At 67.2% G+C, this 18,761-nt stretch carries 20 protein-coding genes; 9 read left to right on the top strand and 11 right to left on the bottom strand.

Going from position 1 to position 18,761, the window contains the following annotated elements:
• Positions 1-46: 46 nt before the first annotated feature.
• The 4 genes from AAID08_RS08265 to AAID08_RS08250 form a co-directional block, all read right to left on the bottom strand.
• A complete protein-coding gene (locus AAID08_RS08265; protein ID WP_054501327.1) occupies positions 47-271 on the bottom strand; it encodes a hypothetical protein in 225 nt (74 codons plus the stop codon).
• A gap of 150 nt (positions 272-421) precedes the next feature.
• On the bottom strand, positions 422-1,525 hold the full coding sequence (locus AAID08_RS08260) for an AI-2E family transporter (protein WP_144658077.1): 1,104 nt from the start codon (positions 1,523-1,525) through the stop codon (positions 422-424).
• Positions 1,526-1,568: 43 nt separating this feature from the next.
• A complete protein-coding gene (locus tag AAID08_RS08255) occupies positions 1,569-2,300 on the bottom strand; it encodes a DUF3053 family protein (protein ID WP_054501329.1) in 732 nt (243 codons plus the stop codon).
• 154 nt (positions 2,301-2,454) lie between these two features.
• Entirely contained in the window at positions 2,455-2,961 is a 507-nt protein-coding gene (locus AAID08_RS08250) for a GNAT family N-acetyltransferase (protein WP_054501330.1), read from the bottom strand.
• A 106-nt stretch (positions 2,962-3,067) separates the two neighbouring features.
• Here AAID08_RS08250 and AAID08_RS08245 point away from each other — a divergent pair, with 106 nt between their 5' ends.
• From AAID08_RS08245 to AAID08_RS08235, 3 genes are all read left to right on the top strand, one after another.
• A complete protein-coding gene (locus AAID08_RS08245) occupies positions 3,068-3,430 on the top strand; it encodes a hypothetical protein (RefSeq protein WP_054501331.1) in 363 nt (120 codons plus the stop codon).
• An 818-nt stretch (positions 3,431-4,248) separates the two neighbouring features.
• Positions 4,249-4,530 carry a hypothetical protein gene (locus AAID08_RS08240; RefSeq protein ID WP_116791106.1) on the top strand — a complete coding sequence of 94 codons (282 nt, stop codon included), beginning with the start codon at positions 4,249-4,251 and terminating at the stop codon, positions 4,528-4,530.
• Positions 4,531-4,617: 87 nt separating this feature from the next.
• Positions 4,618-5,310 carry a cytochrome b/b6 domain-containing protein gene (locus AAID08_RS08235; protein ID WP_054501332.1) on the top strand — a complete coding sequence of 231 codons (693 nt, stop codon included), beginning with the start codon at positions 4,618-4,620 and terminating at the stop codon, positions 5,308-5,310.
• Positions 5,311-5,419: 109 nt separating this feature from the next.
• On the opposite strand, the gene AAID08_RS08230 is transcribed toward AAID08_RS08235, so the two are convergent.
• Together AAID08_RS08230 and purB are read right to left on the bottom strand one after the other, a co-directional pair.
• Positions 5,420-5,878, bottom strand: a complete 459-nt coding sequence (locus AAID08_RS08230) for a cytochrome c (protein ID WP_006393799.1) — start codon at positions 5,876-5,878, stop codon at positions 5,420-5,422.
• A gap of 56 nt (positions 5,879-5,934) precedes the next feature.
• Positions 5,935-7,311 (bottom strand): adenylosuccinate lyase, encoded by a 1,377-nt coding sequence (gene purB, locus AAID08_RS08225; protein WP_054501333.1) that lies wholly within the window; start codon positions 7,309-7,311, stop codon positions 5,935-5,937.
• Between the two features lie 161 nt (positions 7,312-7,472).
• Between purB and AAID08_RS08220 the strand changes: the two genes are divergently transcribed.
• Positions 7,473-8,084, top strand: coding sequence for a glutathione S-transferase (locus AAID08_RS08220; protein ID WP_054501334.1), 612 nt, complete (start codon positions 7,473-7,475; stop codon positions 8,082-8,084).
• A 62-nt stretch (positions 8,085-8,146) separates the two neighbouring features.
• On the opposite strand, the gene AAID08_RS08215 is transcribed toward AAID08_RS08220, so the two are convergent.
• The 3 genes from AAID08_RS08215 to gcvA all read right to left on the bottom strand — a co-directional run bounded on the left by AAID08_RS08215 (position 8,147) and on the right by gcvA (position 11,139).
• Positions 8,147-8,965 carry a sulfite exporter TauE/SafE family protein gene (locus tag AAID08_RS08215; protein ID WP_054501335.1) on the bottom strand — a complete coding sequence of 273 codons (819 nt, stop codon included), beginning with the start codon at positions 8,963-8,965 and terminating at the stop codon, positions 8,147-8,149.
• A 122-nt stretch (positions 8,966-9,087) separates the two neighbouring features.
• Positions 9,088-10,206, bottom strand: a complete 1,119-nt coding sequence (gene mnmA / locus AAID08_RS08210) for a tRNA 2-thiouridine(34) synthase MnmA (protein ID WP_175142252.1) — start codon at positions 10,204-10,206, stop codon at positions 9,088-9,090.
• Positions 10,207-10,218: 12 nt separating this feature from the next.
• Positions 10,219-11,139 (bottom strand): transcriptional regulator GcvA, encoded by a 921-nt coding sequence (gene gcvA, locus AAID08_RS08205; protein ID WP_116791074.1) that lies wholly within the window; start codon positions 11,137-11,139, stop codon positions 10,219-10,221.
• Positions 11,140-11,329: 190 nt separating this feature from the next.
• Here gcvA and AAID08_RS08200 point away from each other — a divergent pair, with 190 nt between their 5' ends.
• From AAID08_RS08200 to AAID08_RS08180, 5 genes are all read left to right on the top strand, one after another.
• On the top strand, positions 11,330-12,319 hold the full coding sequence (locus AAID08_RS08200; protein WP_049072511.1) for a tripartite tricarboxylate transporter substrate binding protein: 990 nt from the start codon (positions 11,330-11,332) through the stop codon (positions 12,317-12,319).
• A gap of 70 nt (positions 12,320-12,389) precedes the next feature.
• Positions 12,390-13,265: an N-formylglutamate amidohydrolase gene (locus tag AAID08_RS08195; protein ID WP_047992307.1), complete on the top strand. Its 876-nt coding sequence runs from the start codon at positions 12,390-12,392 to the stop codon at positions 13,263-13,265.
• Positions 13,266-13,450: 185 nt separating this feature from the next.
• Positions 13,451-14,569 carry a Re/Si-specific NAD(P)(+) transhydrogenase subunit alpha gene (locus AAID08_RS08190; RefSeq protein WP_395757510.1) on the top strand — a complete coding sequence of 373 codons (1,119 nt, stop codon included), beginning with the start codon at positions 13,451-13,453 and terminating at the stop codon, positions 14,567-14,569.
• 4 nt (positions 14,570-14,573) lie between these two features.
• Complete coding sequence (locus AAID08_RS08185; RefSeq protein ID WP_049072509.1) at positions 14,574-14,891, top strand: NAD(P) transhydrogenase subunit alpha; 318 nt, start codon at positions 14,574-14,576, stop codon at positions 14,889-14,891.
• A complete protein-coding gene (locus tag AAID08_RS08180) occupies positions 14,888-16,327 on the top strand; it encodes an NAD(P)(+) transhydrogenase (Re/Si-specific) subunit beta (protein ID WP_395757509.1) in 1,440 nt (479 codons plus the stop codon). The genes AAID08_RS08185 and AAID08_RS08180 overlap by 4 nt, the downstream gene beginning before the upstream one ends.
• A gap of 83 nt (positions 16,328-16,410) precedes the next feature.
• Here the strand turns inward: AAID08_RS08180 and glcF are convergent, their stop codons facing one another.
• Positions 16,411-17,640 carry a glycolate oxidase subunit GlcF gene (gene glcF / locus AAID08_RS08175; protein ID WP_064524175.1) on the bottom strand — a complete coding sequence of 410 codons (1,230 nt, stop codon included), beginning with the start codon at positions 17,638-17,640 and terminating at the stop codon, positions 16,411-16,413.
• Positions 17,641-17,645: 5 nt separating this feature from the next.
• Positions 17,646-18,749 (bottom strand): glycolate oxidase subunit GlcE, encoded by a 1,104-nt coding sequence (gene glcE, locus AAID08_RS08170; protein ID WP_064524177.1) that lies wholly within the window; start codon positions 18,747-18,749, stop codon positions 17,646-17,648.
• Positions 18,750-18,761: the final 12 nt, after the last annotated feature.

Raw genomic sequence — 18,761 nt, 5'->3', positions numbered from 1 at the left:
CCGAGGCAGCTCGTGCGCGTCGCGCCGACAGCCTCGGGCATGAAGGTTACGGCTTTTCTTCCAGGTCCGGCGTGCCGGCGAACTGGCTCTTGAGCAAGGTCAGCGCGCCCTTTTCCGCCAGCGCCTCATTCGGGAACACGTTCTTGGTGTCTTCCAGCACGGGAAAGCCGAAGACGCGGACGCGGGCGTGGTAGCCCTCGGGGGTTTCGGCCAGTTCGATGTCGAAGTTGCGTTCTTCGATCCAGCCCGACTTGTGCAGTTTCCAGTCCATATCCGACGTGCTCCTGGTAAGAGAAGGAAAGGCGCGCTGCCGGCGTGCGGCCGGCTGCGGCGTTGGCGCGTGGCGCCGGCCCGCGAAGACCGGCGCCATCACAACCTTACACCGGCCGCGCTGACGGCGGCTTGACCGGCTGCAATGCCTTCAATCCGCCTTCTCGGGCGAGGACGGGGGCGACGGTTCGGCCGGCTCGACGACGGCCTCGGCGGGAGGCGAGAACAGGTCCCAGGAGGCCATGAACAACGCGGCGATCAGCGGCCCGATGACGAAGCCGTTCAGGCCGAACAGCGCCATGCCGCCCAGTGTCGAGATCAGCACGACGTAGTCGGGCATCTTGGTGTCCTTGCCCACCAGGATCGGACGCAGCACGTTGTCGACCATGCCGATCACCAGCACGCCGAACGCGATCAACACCACGCCCTTGATGGTCGCGCCCGTCAGCAGGAAATAGATCGCCACCGGCGCCCAGATCAGCCCCGCGCCCACCGCGGGCAACAGCGACAGAAAGCCCATGATGACGCCCCACAGCAGCGCCCCCTGGATGCCCAGGATGGAGAAAATGATGCCGCCCAAAGCGCCCTGCGACGCCGCCACCGCGATATTGCCCTTGACCGTGGCGCGCACCACCGTGGTGAACTTGCGGAACAGGTGATGCTTGTGCGTGTCGCTGAGCGGCACCGCGCGCTTGACGCGCTGGGCCAGTTGCGGCCCGTCGCGCAGCAGAAAGAACAACAGGTACAGCATGATGCCGAAGCTGATCACGAACTGGAACGTGTCCTGGCCGATGCTCAGGGCCTGCGTGGCCAGGAACTGGCTGGCCTGCATCGCGCCCGCGCTGAGCTTTTCCTGCAGGCTGGGGATATCAGCCAGGTCGAAGCGCGCCAGAATGTCGTGTACCGAAGGCGGCAACGCCTCCATGGCCTGCTGGAAGTAGGCGCCGAAGTTGATCTGCCCCGACTTGATGCTCTGGTAGAGGTTCGCGCCCTCGCTCACCAGCGAACCGCTGATGACCACCAGCGGCAGGATCACCAGCAGCAGCACCAGCGCCAGCGTGATCAGGGCCGCCAGGTTGCGCCTTCCGCCGATGCGCGGCACCAGCCGCCGTTGCAGCGGCGCGAACAGGATGGCCAGGATGGCGCCCCAGAACACCGCGCCGTAGAACGGCCACAGCAACCAGCCGAACGCGATGGAGACCACCACCAGCAGGAGCAGGAAAGTCCGGTAATGCAAGCTTGAGGATTGGCTCATGTTCCGTCCAAGGCGCGGCATGCGCCGCGAGACCCGCATTGTACTAAGGGCCTGCCGGCGGCCTGTCGAGAGGCCGGTGCCCAGGGGCCTGCCGCGCCACCACGGCGCGGGCCTGTTCCAGCGCCCCGGATTGCGCATTCAGGCCCTGCAACCGCCGATTCAGCTCCTGCTGCAGCGATGGCGTGGCGACCTTGGCCTGCCCGTCCGCGAGCGTGATGTCGCCGGCATGGGTGGCAACGAAGTCGGCCACTCCCAGCGCCTCGCGCGCCACCGTGTCCATCCTGCCCGCGGCGTCAAGCAACTCGGCCGCGGGGGCCGTGACCGCCTCGTCGTACACACCGTCGTAGACCGACGCGAGATCCGGCGCCAGCTCCATGCCGCCGCGCGCCGTGTCGGCGCGGGCCCGGGCAGCCTGCAAGCCGCGAGCGCTGTCGGCAAGCGTCACGCGTGCGTCGCTCAGCGCCTGGCGCCGCCGCACGATGTCGTCGACCGATTGAATGCGCTCGGCCGCCAGCACCGGGCCCAGCGACGTCGCGGTCTTGGCCAGGGCGTCCTGGAAGTCGGTGATGACCGCATAGGCATCGCGATAGCGGCCGATGGCGTCCGACTCGGCCTCGCTCAGCGCGCCGATCGGCGCCAGCGCGCCAGCGGCGATACGTTGCTGCAGCAGACCGATGAAGGCGGCCCGCTCCTGCGGCTCGCGATTGCCGCAAGCCGTCAGCGCCAGCGCCATGGCCGCCGCCAGGGTGGCCAGGCAGATCCGCAGCATTGCCATGCCCTTGCTCCTTGCGTAGTCCGTTGCCGCGCGGCTATCGGCCCGCCACGCGGCCGGTGCCCCCGGCCAGATTATCCCGAAGCATCCGCCGCCAGCCGCCGGCGGGCGGATTTTGTTGCCATCGAAGCGATATGACACAGGCGGCCCGGCGCGCTCAATCGGGCAACGCCAAACGCATCGCGCAGCGGCGGGCAGGATCGAATCCCGCGGCCGCCTCTTCCCGCAGCCGCGCGCGCAATGTCGGCGTCAATTGCGCCGCGGGCACTTCGACAAAACCGTGCCGCCGGTAGAACGGGCCATTCCAGGGCAATTCCCGGTCCGTCGTCAGGACGACCGAGTCGTACTCCCCCGCCGCCCGCGCGACCACCGCGCGCAGCAGCCCGCCGCCCAGGCCTTGGCCCTGCCAAGGCCTGGAGACCGACATTTCCAACAGAAACAGGTCGCCGTCCATCGGTTGCGCCAGCGCGAATCCCACGGGCCGGTCGCCGGCGTCCGCCGCGACCCACAGCAATCCCGCTGCGGCCGCATGCGCCAGCGTCGCTGTTGGCAGGGTTTCCCCCGTGGCCGCCCAGGCCATGGGCGTGCCGAGAAAGCGCTCGGCGGCGGAGCGCTCGATGTCGGGCAGCAAAGCAAGGTCGGCAGGATGGGCGCGTCGGATCATGGGGCATCAGTATGCCCCAGGCAGGCGGGCGGGGCCTGTCGTTACCCCCTAGAATGTCGGTTTGCCGGCCCGCCAGGGCCGCCCTTCCTCCTAGCCATCCCACGGAATGACTCAAGACGTTTCCCCCGACACCTGGGGCTTTGCCCAGCCCGACTGCCGCGGCGCCGCCGCGCTGCTGTATTTCATGAGCGACCTGGCGCGCGTGGCCAACCAGTACCTGCGCCCCGGCCGCCTGAGCCAGGAAGCGCTGGCCGACGCCCAGAAGGCTGTGGACGCGCTGCTGGAGCGCTATGTCGAGATCGAAGCCGCCCCCGAGGCCTTTGATGACGAACGCGTCGAACTGGCCCTGGAGACCGACACGCGCCCGGACGGTTCGACCGCCGCCCAGGTCGCGTTGCGGATGTCGCCGCGGCTGGAAGGCCTGATCATCGAAGCCCAGCGACAGGCGGCGGGCCCCACCAGCCACTGACAGGGAATCGCAGGCGTGTCGACGCCCCCTCGCCCGCGCTCCCTCTCGGTGCGACATGCCTGCCCCATCCAAAAACCCTTGCAAAATCACGGAACTAGATATAGAATCATTGATTGAGCCGAAAAGTGCTGGAAAAAGTACGGGAAGTGGCTCATATATTTGGCTCATATAGAGCTGCCCGATTGGCATCGTTATCGTTGCCCAACTGACTGGCCCGATATTGGCCTGATTTTCGGTTGTTAGCTTTGCCACGCATTTGGCATTCGGCCCGCTTGCCGGGCGCTTGCAAGAAATCCTTCCCTGGGTCCGGTTTTATCCGTTCTGCGACAGATAACCCTAACAACGCAGACTCGATTGATGCCATCATGATGAATGGCAAGATCATCCCGCCCAGGTTTTCGTCTTACGACAAACATTGCAGTTTTCTGATCATTTCGGCCTGATCGTTTCGGCCTGATCGAAAACCCTTATCCGCGGCCCTATCGGCGCGGTAAACCCGCGGCAACCCCGCAGTAACCCCGCAGTAACCCATTCGCGGCGGCGACCCAACGCCACCGCCCGCCAGGAACGCCGTCCGTCATTGACCGACGCGGCCCGGCAACAAGCCGCAGGCGCATGCCCGCGGTCAGTACCTCCGCCACCGGCGTGACGCGCAACGCAAACCATGAGAATGCGCAAAACGCCGGCAACGGAGATGCGTTAGTGTCATGCATGACTCGGCACGCGAACAGGACGCGACGCGACAACGCCCGCGCCCGGTCCTCGCGGCATGCAATGCACGGCAATCCCATAACAAGAACTTGAAAGAGAACAACACCATGAATACTCGTTTCACGACCTCGGACCTGATCCGACGCCCGGCCCATACCAAGCTGGACAACATGCCGATCCACATCGGCGACATCGTTTATCTGCAACCGGCCCACGGCCCCGCCATTCGCGCCGCCGTGATCTTCAACGCGCCGATCGACGGCACGACCACGTACACCACCGAAGTGGTGCCGTGCGGGGCAGTCGCGCAAAAGGCGCCCGGCCAGCGCATCCGCTTCCGTCACGAGCACGTGCACCGCATCGAACCGGTGCGTCGCGCCGCTCGCTGAGCTAGCGCAAACCCGCCGCGGTCATGCCGCGGCGGCTTCATTTGTGCGTGATAAAGTCGCAGGCAACGCAGTCATCGCCCGACCATCATGCAAAACAACCGGCTTGCCATCCGCATCTGGGACCTTCCCACCCGCCTCTTCCACTGGGCGCTCGTCGTCTGTATCGTCGGCGCCTTCGTCAGCGTCAAGCTGGGCGGTCTGTACATGGATTGGCATGTGCGCTTCGGCTGCGTCGCGCTGGGCCTGATCATCTTCCGCCTGCTGTGGGGCTTTGTCGGCCCGCGCTATGCGCGCTTCGCGCAGTTCGTGCGCGGCCCGCGCGCGGTGGCCAGTTACCTCAAGGGCGCGGCCGCGCCCGCCGGCCACAATCCGCTGGGTGCGCTGTCGGTGCTGGCGCTGCTGCTGGTGATCGGTTTCCAGGCCGTGAGCGGCCTGTTCACTACCGACGACATCATGACCCAGGGCCCGCTGTTCGGTCACGTCAGCGAATCCACCGCCAGCCTGCTGACCTCGTGGCACAAGCTCAACGAATGGGTCATCATCGGCCTGGTCGCCCTGCACTTGCTGGCCGTGGCCTGGTACGCGCTGGTGCGGCGCAAGCGGCTGGTGCGCGCCATCATCACCGGCAATGTCGACCCGAAAGACGTCCCGGCCGGCACCCCGCCGACCCAGGACGGGTTCGCAATCTGGCTGCGCGCCCTGATCCTGGGCGCCTGTGTCACCGGCCTGGTGCTGTGGATTCGCTCGCTGGAGATCGCCGCGGACATGTCGTTCTCGTAGCTGTCCGGCTCGCGCAGGGCCCGACAACCAAACCGCGCGCCAAAAGAAAAGCCCCTCGTTCGAGGGGCTTTTCGCATGCGACGGATGCGCCACGGAGGGCGCGGCCGGCTTACTTCTTCTTGCGGTAGGCGTCGTGACAGGCCTTGCAGCTCGCGCCCACGTCGCCGAAGGCGGCGCGCAGCTTGTCCAGGTCGCCGGCGTCGGCGGCGGCCGACAGCTTGACGATGTTGTCCTGGAACGCCTGCTGCTTCTGCTTGAAGCCGGCCGCGTCGCTCCAGATTTCCGGACGGGCATCGCCGCCTTCCGTGCCCGCGCCGAAAGCCGTCCACGGCAGCGCCGACAGGGTCTTGAGCACTTCGACGTTGGCCTTGATCTGGGCCGCGTCGTAGGGCGCCTGGCCCTTGATCACCGGCGTCATGCGGCCGAAGTGCGATGCCATCAGCGTCAGCGCCGACTGGCGGTACTTGACGGCGTCTTCGGGCTTGGCGAACTGCGCCTGGGCCGAGGTCGCCAGCAGCGACCCGACGGTCATACAGGCCAGCGCGGCGAGCGTGGACAACTTCTTCATTGCAATCTCCCGTAAGTACAACAAGAATGCCGCGCGCCCGGCGCGCGGCAAGGCGACTATACCGCCCGGGCCAGGTCCGCGGCCAGGCCGATATACGAACGCGGGGTCATCGCCAGCAGGCGCGCCTTGGGTTCGTCCGGCAGGGCCAGGCCCTGGATGAATTCTCGCAGGGCTTCCTCGGTGATGCCCTTGCCGCGCGTCAAGGCCTTGAGCTGTTCGTACGGCTGCGGCAGGCCATAGCGGCGCATGACGGTCTGCACCGGCTCGGCCAGCACTTCCCAGCAGGCGTCGATGTCGGCGTCGATCGCGGCGGCGTTGACTTCGAGCTTGCCCAGGCCGCGCATGCAGGCGTCCCACGCCACCAGGCAGTAGCCCAGGCCCACGCCCAGGTTGCGCAGCACGGTGGAGTCGGTCAGGTCGCGCTGCCAGCGGGAGATCGGCAGCTTGTCGGACAGGTGGCGCAGCACGGCGTTGGCCAGGCCCAGGTTGCCTTCGGAGTTTTCGAAGTCGATCGGGTTGACCTTGTGCGGCATGGTCGACGAACCGACCTCGCCTTCCTTCAGGCGCTGCTTGAAGTAGCCCAGGGCAACGTAGCCCCAGATGTCGCGGTCCAGGTCGAGCACGATGATGTTGGCGCGCACGATGGCGTCGAACAGCGCCGACATCCAGTCGTGCGGTTCGATCTGGATGGTGTGGCGGTTCTGGGTCAGTCCCAGGCCGGCGAGCACGCGCTGGCTGAAGGCGGGCCAGTCGATTTCAGGGTACGCCGACAGGTGGGCGTTGTAGTTGCCGGTGGCGCCGTTGAGCTTGGCCAGCGGCTCGACCGCTTCGACCGCGGCGATGGCGCGGTTCAGGCGCGCCGCGACGTTGGCGAATTCCTTGCCCAGCGTGGTCGGGCTCGCAGGCTGGCCATGGGTGCGCGACAGCATCGGCTGGTTGGCCTGGGCCACGGCCATGTCGTTGAGCTTGGCGGCGATTTCACGCAGGCGCGGCAGCACCACTTCGCTGCGGGCGCGCGACAGCATCAACGCGTGCGAGGTGTTGTTGATGTCCTCGGAGGTGCAGGCGAAATGGATGAATTCGGCCGCGGTGGCCAGCTCGGCGTGGTCGGCGACCTTTTCCTTGAGCCAGTATTCAACCGCCTTGACGTCGTGGTTGGTGACGCGTTCGATGTCCTTGATGCGGGCGGCGTCGGCCTCGGAGAAGTCGCGCACCAGTTGCTGCAGGCGGGCGCGGGCTTCCTGGGAGAAGGCGGGCAGTTCGGGCAGGCCGGCATCGGACAGGGCCACCAGCCAGGCCACCTCGACTTCGACGCGGTGGGCCATGAAGCCGGCCTCGGAGAGCAGCCCGCGCAGCGCGTCGCCGCGGGAGGCGTATCGGCCATCCAGTGGCGAAAGGGCGTTAAGTTGGCTAAGCTGGTCGGCGATTTGCATGGTCTGGGAAAGAAAAAGCGGCGGATGGGAAAACCCGGCGATTTTATCATTCAGGGCCGCGCAACATTGTGGCAAACTGGACGGGATTCCGTCCCGCGGACGGTTTGGCCGTCATGCGGCCTGCTATACTTCGGCCGCTTTCCGACTCCGCTTGTGAATCCATGAAACTGATCGGCTCGCTTACCAGTCCATACGTGCGCAAGGTGCGTATCGTCATGGCCGAGAAAAAGCTGGATTACCGGCTCGAACTCGAAAACGTCTGGTCCGCCGACACGCAGATCCAAACGTACAACCCCCTGGGCAAGGTGCCCTGCCTGGTCATGGAAGATGGCGGCGCCCTGTTCGATTCGCGCGTCATCGTCGAATACCTGGACACCTTGTCCCCCGTCGCCCGCCTGATTCCGCAGCCGGGCCGCGATCGCGCGGCCGTCAAGTGCTGGGAAGCCATCGCCGATGGCCTGCTGGATGCGTGCGTCACCATCGTCAAGGAAAAGCAGCGCCCCGAGGCGCAGCGCAGCCCCGAATGGATCGAACGCCAGTACGGCAAGATCCGCGCCAGCCTGGACGCCATGGACAAGAGCCTGGGCGACAACGCCCACTGCATGGGCATCAACTACAGCCTGGCCGACATCGCCGTGGGCTGTGCCCTGGGCTACCTGGACCTGCGCTTCGCCGAACTCGACTGGCGCGCCAACCACCCCAACCTGGCGCGCCTGTACGACAAGCTGTCGCAGCGCCAGTCGTTCGTGGACACCATCCCCAAGACGGCCTGACGCGCCTCCGGCGCCCACCCGCAACGCTCCGGCCGCCTCGCGCGGCCGGTTTCACGTCCGGCTCAGGCCGAGAATGCCTGGCCGGCCTTGAACAGCATGTAGGCCGCCAGCGCAAACAGCAGGCAGGCGAACACCCGCTTCAGCGTCTGCACCGGCAGGCGGTGCGCCATGCGCGCGCCCAGCGGCGCCGTCAGGACGCTGACGCACACCAGCACCAGCAGGGCCGGCCAGTAGATGTAACCCAGCATGCCGGGTCGGGTCGCGCCCTCGTTCAGGCCCGACACGACGTAGCCGATGCTGTTGGCCAGCGCGATGGGAAAGCCCAGCGCCGCCGAGGTCGAGACCGCGTTGTGCAGCGCCACGTTGCACCAGACCATGAACGGCACCGACAGGAAGCCGCCGCCCGCCCCCACCAGCCCCGACAGGAAGCCGATGCCGGCGCCGGCCGCGCTGGTGCCTATCACGCCGGGCATCTGGCGGCTCGGCTTGGGCTTCTTGTTGCGCAGCATGTTCCAGCCGGAATAGCCCACGAACAGCGCGAAGAACAGCGACAGCCACAGGGTGCTGAGCGCCGCGAACACCGCGCCGCCCGACAGCAGGCCGCCCAGGATGATGCCCGGCGCCATGGCCCAGACGATCGGCCACTTGATGGTGCCCTTCTGCTGGTGCGCGCGCACGCTGGAGATCGAGGTGAACAGGATCGAGGTCATCGAGGTGGCGATGGCGGCGTGCACCACCAGGTCGGCCGGCATGCCCTTCCAGGCGAACAGCATCGTCAGGAACGGCACCAGCAGCATACCGCCGCCGATGCCCAGCAAGCCCGCCGCGAAACCCGCTACCGCGCCCAGCGCCAGCAGGCAAATCACCATCGTTACATCCACATCCCTCTCCTCGTTGTCGGCGTGCGCCGTTTTTCATGAGCCAGGCCCCGCGGACGCGACGCCCGCGGGGCCTGGCTGGAACTGCTATCGGTATGGCGGCGGCCCGTGGCGGGCCGGGTTGTCTAGACGATGATGCCGCCGCCCAGGCAGATATCGCCATCGTAAAGCACCGCGGATTGCCCGGGCGTGACCGCCCATTGCGGCTCGACGAAGTCGAGCGTGAAGCCTGCGGCGGTCGTATCACCCAGCCGGCAAGCCGCATCGGCCTGGCGGTACCGCGTCTTGGCGCCGTATTCCCCGGCGGCGGGCGCCTGCCCGGCCACCCAACTGACGTCCTGCGCCCGCAGCGAGCCGGACAGCAACCAGGGATGGTCGTGCCCCTGCACCACGTAGAGCACGTTGCGTTCCAGATCCTTGCGCGCCACGTACCAGGCCTCGGCCGTGCCGTCCTCGCGCTGACGGCCCTTCACGCCGCCCACGCCCAGGCCCTTGCGCTGGCCCAGCGTGTAGAACGACAGGCCCTCGTGGCGTCCGACCTTCTGCCCCTCGGGCGTCAGGATCGGGCCCGGCTCGGTCGGCAGGTAGCGGTTGAGGAACTCGCGGAACGGCCGCTCGCCGATGAAGCAGATGCCGGTGGAGTCCTTCTTGGCCGCGTTGTGCAGGCCGATCTCGTGCGCGATGCGGCGCACTTCGGTCTTGTGGATCTCACCCAGAGGGAACAGGGTGCGCGACAGTTGCGCCTGGTTCAGCCGGTGCAGGAAATAGCTCTGGTCCTTGGACCCGTCCAGCGCCTTGAGCAGCTCGAAGCGCGATCCGCCGCCCTCGGCCGCCACTTCGCGCACGCGGGCGTAATGGCCGGTGGCGATGTGTTCGGCGCCCAGCGCCATGGCGTGGTCGAGGAAGGCCTTGAACTTGATCTCGGCGTTGCACAGCACGTCCGGGTTGGGCGTGCGGCCGGCCGAGTATTCGCGCAGGAATTCCGCGAACACGCGGTCCTTGTATTCGGCGGCGAAATTGACGTATTCGAATTCCACGCCGACGAGGTCGGCCACGCTGGCCGCGTCCAGCAGATCCTGGCGGGTGGAGCAGTATTCGGAATCGTCGTCGTCTTCCCAGTTCTTCATGAACAGGCCGACGACCTCGTAGCCTTGCTGCTTGAGCAGCCAGGCGGTGACCGAAGAATCGACCCCGCCGGACATGCCGACGACAACGCGGCCCTTCTTGGTGGATGTTTGACTCATGATGATGCCATTTTACTGTGGGCTGGCCGCGTCCTGCGGCTGCGGCTCGGCCGCCCGCGAGACCTCCATCAGCCAGGTCCGGAACGCCTGCAGCGTCGGCAGGTTGGCCTTCTGGTCCGGGTAGCACAGGTAATAGCCCATGCGCGCGCGGATCGGTAGCTGCATCGCCACCGCCAGCTTGCCGTCGCGCAGTTCGTCCTCGATCAGGCAGCGCGGGATCAGCGCCACGCCGAAACCGGCGGCTGCCGCCTGTGACAGCAGCGCATACTGGTCGAAGCGCGCTCCTTCGAGGCTGCGCCGGCTGTCGCAGCCGGCCTGCTCGAACCAGTCGCGCCAGCCTTCCAGGGCCGAGGTGTGATGCAGCAGGGGGTAGGCCAGCAGGTCCGCCGGCGTGTTACAGCCGCCCGGAATCAGGCGCGGGCTGCAGACCGGCAGGATCTCGCGGCCGACGATGTAGTCGGCGCCGCTGCCCGGCCAGATGCCTTCGCCGAAACGGACGGCGGCGTCCAGTTCGGGCGAGGAAAAGTCATAGCCCTGGCGATGCGGCAGGAATTCCACGTGGATGTCGGGCCGCAGCCGCATGAAAGCCGTGAGACGCGGAATCAGCCAGCGCGCGCCGAAGGTCGGCATACAGGTCAGGTTGAGCGTGCCGCCCTGCCCCTGGTGCGCGATCAGCTCGACGGTGGCGGCTTCGATCTGCCCCAACCCGGCCTGCACCTTGGTCAGATAGCTGCGGCCGGCCTCGGTCAGGACCAGGCCTTGCCTGATACGCAGGAATAGTTCGACGCCAACGAACTCCTCCAGGTGTTTCACTTGCTTACTCACTGCGCCCTGCGTGACGCACAGTTCCTGGGCGGCGCGGGTGAAGCTGCTATGCCTGGCGGCGACTTCGAAAGCCTGCAGGTCTGTGAGGGAAGGACAGAACCGTCTCATGGGATAGCGCCTCGGCACCGGGGTTTCCGGCAGGCGAAGTTACAAAAAGAAACTCCGCCGAAAGAGAGGCATGAAAAAAAGTCATAGCTTAAGGAGAAACTTTCGTTTGTGCAAACTAGGGTTGCACGAAAGAATCTTGCTGTTTGCGTCTGCCTTTTGCGCATCCGCGTTCCAATTCATAGGGGAATTCATGCAACGCCGTAATGTAGTCCTGGGCCTGTGTGTCGCCGCCGCGACCCTGGCCACGCCGCTGACCTCGGGCATCGCCCATGCCGAAGACGCCTACCCGAGCAAGCCGATCCGCCTGATCGTGCCGTTCCCGCCCGGGGGCACCACCGACATCGTCGGCCGCCTGTTCGCCGACAAGCTCGGCAAGGAACTGAACCAGACCGTCGTGGTGGAAAACCGCGGCGGCGCCGGCGGTTCCATCGGCAGCGCCTTCGTCGCCAGCAGCGCGCCGGACGGCTACACACTGGGCATCGCCACCGTCAGCACGCACGGCATCAACCCGGCCATCTACCCGAACCTGCCGTTCGATGGCGAGAAGGACTTCACGCCGGTCTCGAACCTGGCCGCCGTGCCGAACATCATGACCATCAACCCGAAGGTGCAGGCCAAGGACATGGCCGAGTTCATCAAGCTGGCCAAGAGCCAGCCGGGCAAGCTGACGTACGCCTCGGCGGGCAACGGCTCGGTCTCGCACATGATGGGCGAACTGTTCAAGATGGCCTCGGGCACCGACCTGATGCACGTGCCCTATCGTGGCGTGGGCCCGGCGCTGAACGACGCGCTGGCCGGCCAGGTCGACGTCATGTATGACAACCTGCCGTCCACCCTGCCGCACGTGCAGTCCGGCCGGCTGATCGCCATGGCTGTCGCCTCGCCCAAGCGCGTGGCCAGCCTGCCGAACGTGCCCACCTTCGCCGAAGTCGGCCTGCCCGCCGTCAACGACGCCTCGTGGTTCGGCCTGGTCGCCCCGGCCAAGCTGCCCGCCCCGATCCTGGCCAAGCTGAACGCCGCCGTGCAGAAGGTCAGCGCCGAAGCCGACGTCAAGTCGCGCCTGGAAGCGCTGGGCGCCGAACCGGCCGCCAACAGCCCGGAAGCGTTTGCCAAGCAGATCTCGGCCGAGATCGCCAAGAACAAGCGCATCGCCAAAGAAGCCAATGTGAAGATCGACTGAGCGATCTTCGATCCCCGCCGCGCCCGCGCGGCGCGCGGGGATCTCCGATTCACGAACGCAATACCCCCATATGCGAATTACCCAACCCCTGTCCTATCGGCTCGACCTCCCGCAGCAATATCCGAACTCGGCGCCCTCGGCCCCGCTGGTGCTGGACTCCCCGCACAGCGGCACCACCTACCCGCCCGACTTCGCGCCCGCGGTCGATTTTGGCGCCTTGCGCACGGCCGAGGACACCTGGGTTGACGATCTGTGGGGCGACGCCATCGACATGGGCGTGCCCATGATCGCCGCGAGCTTTCCGCGCGCCTATATCGACGCCAATCGCGCCCCCGACGAAATCGACGAACTGCTGCTGGACCAGGCCTGGCCCGGCGCGGTCAACGCCTCGCCCAAGGTCAAGTTGGGCAAGGGCCTGATCTGGCGCATGCTGGATGACGGCACGCCGCTGTACGACCGCAAGCTGAGCGTCGAGGAAGTGACGCACCGCATCGAGGCCTGCTGGAAGCCGTACCACGCCGCCCTCGGCCAGGTGCTCGACAGCGCCCACCAGAAGTTCGGCAAGGTCTGGCACATCAACTGCCACTCCATGCCCAGCGTCGCCGGTGCCTACGCCACCGACCGTCCCGGCCTGGTCCACCCCGACTTCGTGCTGGGCGACCGCGACGGCAGCACCAGCGACCCGGCCTTCCGCGAATTCATCGCGGCCTGGCTGCGCGAGCGCGGCTACAACGTGACAGTGAACGATCCCTACAAGGGCGTCGAACTGGTGCGCGCCTTCGGCCGCCCCGAAGAAGGCCGCCACAGCCTGCAGATCGAGATCAACCGCAAGCTCTACATGGACGAGGTCAGCCTGCGTCCGTCGGCCAATTATGGCCGCCTCAAGGCAGACCTGCGCGACCTCACCGCCGCGCTGATCGACTGGACTCGCGCACAGACGGCCTGACGCCGGACGCCTGCGCGCCAGTGCCGGCCAGCAGCCCCTTGTCAGTCTGGCCGGTATGACCGGGGCGCGAGCCCCAAAAGCCCCATGGTTAACCCCATGGGGCTTTTCTTTTGGACGGCGCGCAAACTCCTCCCCGGGGCGTATATCCGTTATAACTACGGCGAACCTTCTGAGGAGAGGCGTCGATGCACATCGGGATACCAAGGGAAACCCGAGACGGGGAAACCCGTGTCGCAGCAACACCGGAGACCGTCAAGAAGTACGTGGGCGGCAAACACACCGTTGTCGTGGAGCGTGGCGCGGGCATCGCGGCGCGCTATCTGGATGAAGCCTACGAGGCCGCCGGCGCCACGCTCGGCAGCGCCCAGGAGGCCCTGGGGGCGGAGCTGGTCATGAAGGTTCGCGCGCCCTCCGCGGTCGAACTGCCGCAGATGAAGGCCGGCGCCGTGGTCATCGGCATGCTCGACCCCTTCGACGCCGAGGGCCTCGCGCAGATGGCTGCGGCCGGCCTGACCGGCTTCGCGCTGGAAGCCGCGCCCCGCATCACCCGCGCGCAGAGCCTGGACGTGCTGTCGTCGCAGGCCAACCTGGCCGGCTACAAGGCCGTGCTGCTGGCGGCCCACCACTACGGCCGCCTGATCCCCATGATGATGACCGCCGCCGGCACCCTCAAGGCCGCGCGCGCGGTGGTGCTGGGCACCGGCGTCGCCGGCCTGCAGGCCATCGCCACGGCCAAGCGCCTGGGCGCGGTGGTCGAGGCCTCCGACGTGCGGCCGGCTGCGCGCGAGCAGGTCGAATCGCTCGGCGCCAAGTTCATCGACGTGCCGTTCGAGACCGACGAGGAACGCGAGATCGCGCAGGGCGTGGGCGGTTACGCCCGCCCCATGCCGCCGGCCTGGATGGCGCGGCAGGCGGCGCTGGTGTCGGAGCGCTGCAAGCAGGCCGACATCGTCATCACCACCGCGCTCATCCCGGGCCGGCCCGCGCCAACGCTGGTGTCGGCCGAAACCGTCGCGGCCATGAAGCCTGGTTCGGTGCTGGTGGACCTGGCGGTCGAGCGCGGCGGCAACTGCCCGCTGTCCGAAAAAGGCAAGGTGGTCGAAAAGCACGGCGTGACCCTGGTGGGGCTGACCAACCTGCCCGGCCTGGTCGCGACGGACGCGTCGGCGCTCTACGCCCGCAACATCCTCGACTTCCTGAAACTCATCATCAATGCGGACGGCGCGCTGGCGATCCAGCGCGACGATGAAATCGTGGCGGCCTGCCTGGTGTGCGAAGGCGGCAATGTGACGCGCAGGAGCTGACAGCATGGAAGCGATCAACCCCACCCTGATGAATCTCATCATCTTCGTGCTGGCCATCTACGTCGGCTACCACGTGGTCTGGAACGTCACCCCCGCGCTGCATACGCCATTGATGGCGGTGACCAACGCGATCTCGGCCATCATCATCGTCGGCGCCATGCTGGCGGCGGCGCTGACCGAAGGCGGACTGGCGCGCGGCATGGGCGTGTTCGCCGTGGCGCTGGCCGCGGTCAACGTGTTCGGCGGCTTCCTGGTCACGCGGCGCATGCTGGAGATGTTCAAGAAGAAAGAGAAGAAGCCGGCCAAGGAGGACGCGAAATGATCTCGCTGAACCTCGTCACGCTGCTTTACCTGATTGCGTCGGTCTGCTTCATCCAGGCGCTCAAGGGCCTGTCGCATCCAACAACGTCGCGCCTGGGCAATGCCTTCGGCATGGCCGGCATGGCGATCGCGGTGCTGACCACCGGCGCGCTCATCGTCGGCCTGGCGCGCAGCGGCACCGCCGGCATCGGGTTGGGCTGGGTGCTGCTGGGCCTCTTGGTCGGCGGCTCCATCGGCACGCTGATGGCCAAGCGCGTCGAAATGACCAAGATGCCCGAGCTGGTCGCATTCATGCACAGCATGATCGGCCTGGCGGCGGTCGCCATCGCGGTCGCGGTGGTGGCCGAGCCGCACGCCTTCGGCATCGTCGCCGCCGGCACGCTGATCCCCACCGGCAACCGCTTCGAACTGTTCATCGGCACCTTCGTCGGCGCCATTACTTTCTCGGGCTCGGTGATCGCCTTCGGCAAGCTGTCGGGCAAGTACAAGTTCCGGCTGTTCCAGGGCGCGCCGGTGGTGTTCGCCGGCCAGCACATGCTGAACCTGGCGCTGGCGCTGCTGATGCTGGCGATGGGCATGTGGTTCATGCTGACCCAGGCCTGGACTCCGTTCATCATCATGACGCTGATCGCCTTCGTGCTGGGCGTGCTGATCATCATCCCGATCGGCGGCGCCGACATGCCGGTGGTGGTGTCGATGCTGAACAGCTATTCGGGCTGGGCGGCGGCGGGCATCGGCTTCTCGCTCAACAACCCGATGCTGATCATCGCCGGCTCGCTGGTGGGTTCGTCCGGCGCCATCCTCTCGTACATCATGTGCAAGGCGATGAACCGCTCGTTCTTCAACGTGATCCTGGGCGGCTTCGGCGGCCAGGCCGGCGAGGCCGCGGCGGCGGGCGGCGGCCAGCAACGCAGCGTCAAGTCGGGCAGCCCTGACGACGCGGCCTTCCTGATGACCAACGCCGAGAGCGTCACCATCGTGCCGGGCTACGGCCTGGCGGTGGCGCGCGCCCAGCACGCGCTCAAGGAACTGGCCGAAAAGCTCACCGAGCGCGGCGTGACGGTCAAGTACGCGATCCACCCGGTCGCCGGCCGCATGCCGGGCCATATGAACGTGCTGCTGGCCGAGGCGGAAGTGCCTTACGACCAGGTCTTCGAGATGGAAGACATCAACAGCGAGTTCGGCCAGACCGACGTGGTGCTGGTGCTGGGCGCCAACGACGTGGTCAACCCGGCGGCCAAGAACGATCCCAAGTCGCCGATTGCCGGCATGCCGATCCTGGAAGCCTACAAGGCCCGCACCGTGATCGTGAACAAGCGTTCGATGGCTTCGGGCTACGCCGGCCTGGACAACGAGCTCTTCTACATGGACCGCACGATGATGGTCTTCGGCGACGCCAAGAAAGTGCTGGAAGACATGGTCAAGGCGGTGGAATGATGCGCCGGCGCCGCGATGCGTGCGCATCGCGGCGTCTTTCCCCGACGCGCGCTCCAGAGGATTCCCGCGACGCGGCGGCCGGCCTAGGCGCGGGCCAGTTGCTCGTCCACCACTTCGATCCAGTGCCGCACCGGCGTGCCGGTGCCGCTCTGCAAATGGCCGATGCAACCGATGTTGGCCGACAGGATCACATCCGGCGCGGCCGGCGCGATGGCGCCCAGCTTGCGGTCGCGCAGCGCCAGCGCGATCTCCGGATTGAGCACCGAATAGGCCCCGGCCGAGCCGCAGCACAGGTGCTGTTCAGCGAACGGCTGCAGCTCGAAGCCAAGATCGGCCAGCAACCGCTCCGACAAAGGCCGCAGGCCCTGCCAGTGCTGCAGCGTGCAGGGCGGATGGAACGCCGCCCGCACCCGCTTTTCCGACAGTCGCTGGCGTAGCTCATCGGCCTGCGGCGCGACGATTTCCGCCACATCCTTCACCAGCGCCACGATGTCCGCGGCGCGCTGCGCGTAGGCCGGATCGTGACGCAGGTGATGGGCGTATTCCTTGACCATGGCGCCGCAGCCCGATGCATTCATGACGATGGCCTCGACCGCGCCATCGCGCACCAGCGGCCACCACGCGTCGACGTTGGCACGCATCTGGTCCAGCGCGGCCGCCTGCGCGTCCAGGTGGAAACTGGCCGCGCCGCAGCAGCCCGCGCCGGGCGCGATGCGCGCGCCGATGCCGATGGCGTTGAGCACGCGGATGGTGGCGGCGTCGATCGACGGCATCATCGACGGCTGCACGCAACCGGCCAGCATCAGCACCTGGCGCGTGTGGCCCTCCACCTGCGGCAACGCGCCGGCCGGACGCCGCTCGGGCACCTTGCGCTTGAGCGATTCCGGCAGGACGCCGCGCACCGCCTGCCCCAGGCGCATGGCCGGCCCGAACAGCGGCGACAGCATGGCCCGGCGCAGCATCTTGCGCTTGGCCTTCTCGGCCCACGGCCGCGGCACCCGCTCCTCGACGATCTGGCGGCCGATGTCCACCAGATGCCCATATTCCACGCCCGACGGGCAGGTGGTTTCGCAATTGCGGCAGGTCAGGCAGCGGTCCAGATGCTGTTGGGTCGATTGCGTCGGTTCGGCGCCTTCCAGCACCTGTTTGATCAGGTAGATGCGGCCGCGAGGGCTGTCGAGCTCGTCGCCCAGCACCTGGTAGGTCGGACAGGTGGCCGTGCAGAAGCCGCAATGCACGCAGCGCCGCAGGATCGCATCGGCCTCTTTGCCCAGATCGGTATCGCGGGCCCAGGCTGCCAGATTGGTTTGCATGATGCCTATAGCTCCAGGACCAGCCGGCCGGGATTGAACAACCCCGCCGGATCGAGTTCTTGCTTGAGGCGGCGCGTGATCAACGCCACGCCCGGCGACAGCGGATGGAACACGCCGTCGGCCGGCGGCCGCGTGCCGGCCGGACGGAACAGCGTTGCATGGCCGCCCAGCCGTTGCGCCAGTTCGCGCAGCTCGGTGGCGTCCCGCGCCCCCGACAGCCAGCGCTGGCCGCCGCCCCACTCCAGCAGGGCCTGCCCGCTGCCGATCGCTGCCGCCGTCGGCGGCAAAGCCAGCCGCCACAAGGGCTGTCCCGGCGCGAAGAACGGATGGGTCTGTTCGCGCAAGCCGGTCCACCAGGCCTGCGCCGCCTCCGGCGCCAGGGGATCGCCGCCGATCACCTGCCGCGCGCCGGCGATGGCCGGCGGCGCGCCCGACAGGCGCACATGCATCTGGCCTTCCTCGTCAGCGCCGCCGACCCAACTGGTCGCCGAAATCGGCAAGGGTTTGCCGCGCCACAGGGCGAAGCTGGCCAGCGCCTGGGCCTGCGTCGCCGGCAACGCCAGCGTCAGTTCCTCCATCGGCCGAGGCACGACCTTGAGTGACACTTCGAGGATCGCGCCGAAGATGCCATGCGAACCGGCCAGCAGCCGCGACACGTCGTAGCCCGCCACGTTCTTCATGACCTCGCCGCCGAACGACAGCACACGGCCGTCCGAATCCAGCAACTGCGCGCCAAGCACGAAGTCGCGCAAGGCGCCGGCGCTCATGCGGCGCGGTCCCGACAGGCCCGCGGCCACACAGCCGCCAACGGTGGCGGCGGGCGAGAAATGCGGCGGCTCGAAGGCCAGCATCTGGCCGTGTTCGGCCAGCGCCGCCTCCAGCTCCGCCAGCGGCGTGCCGGCCCTGACCGTCACCACCAGTTCCGACGGGTGATAGCTGACGATGCCGCGATACGGGGTCATGTCGAGCAGGCAATGGCCATCCTGCGGCGTCACTGGACGGTAGTTGCCGTAGAACGCCTTGCTGCCGCCGCCCATGACGAACAGCGGCTTGTGACCGGCGCGAGCCGTCATGACCTGGTCGCACAATTCCGACAGGACGAAATCCATGGGAGGGACGTC

This window comes from Achromobacter sp. EB05, assembly GCF_044232075.1.
GTDB classification, from domain to species: Bacteria; Pseudomonadota; Gammaproteobacteria; order Burkholderiales; family Burkholderiaceae_B; genus Achromobacter; species Achromobacter dolens.
The sequence above is the reverse complement of the archived record's forward strand: the minus strand, read 5'-3'. Positions and strand labels throughout refer to the sequence as shown.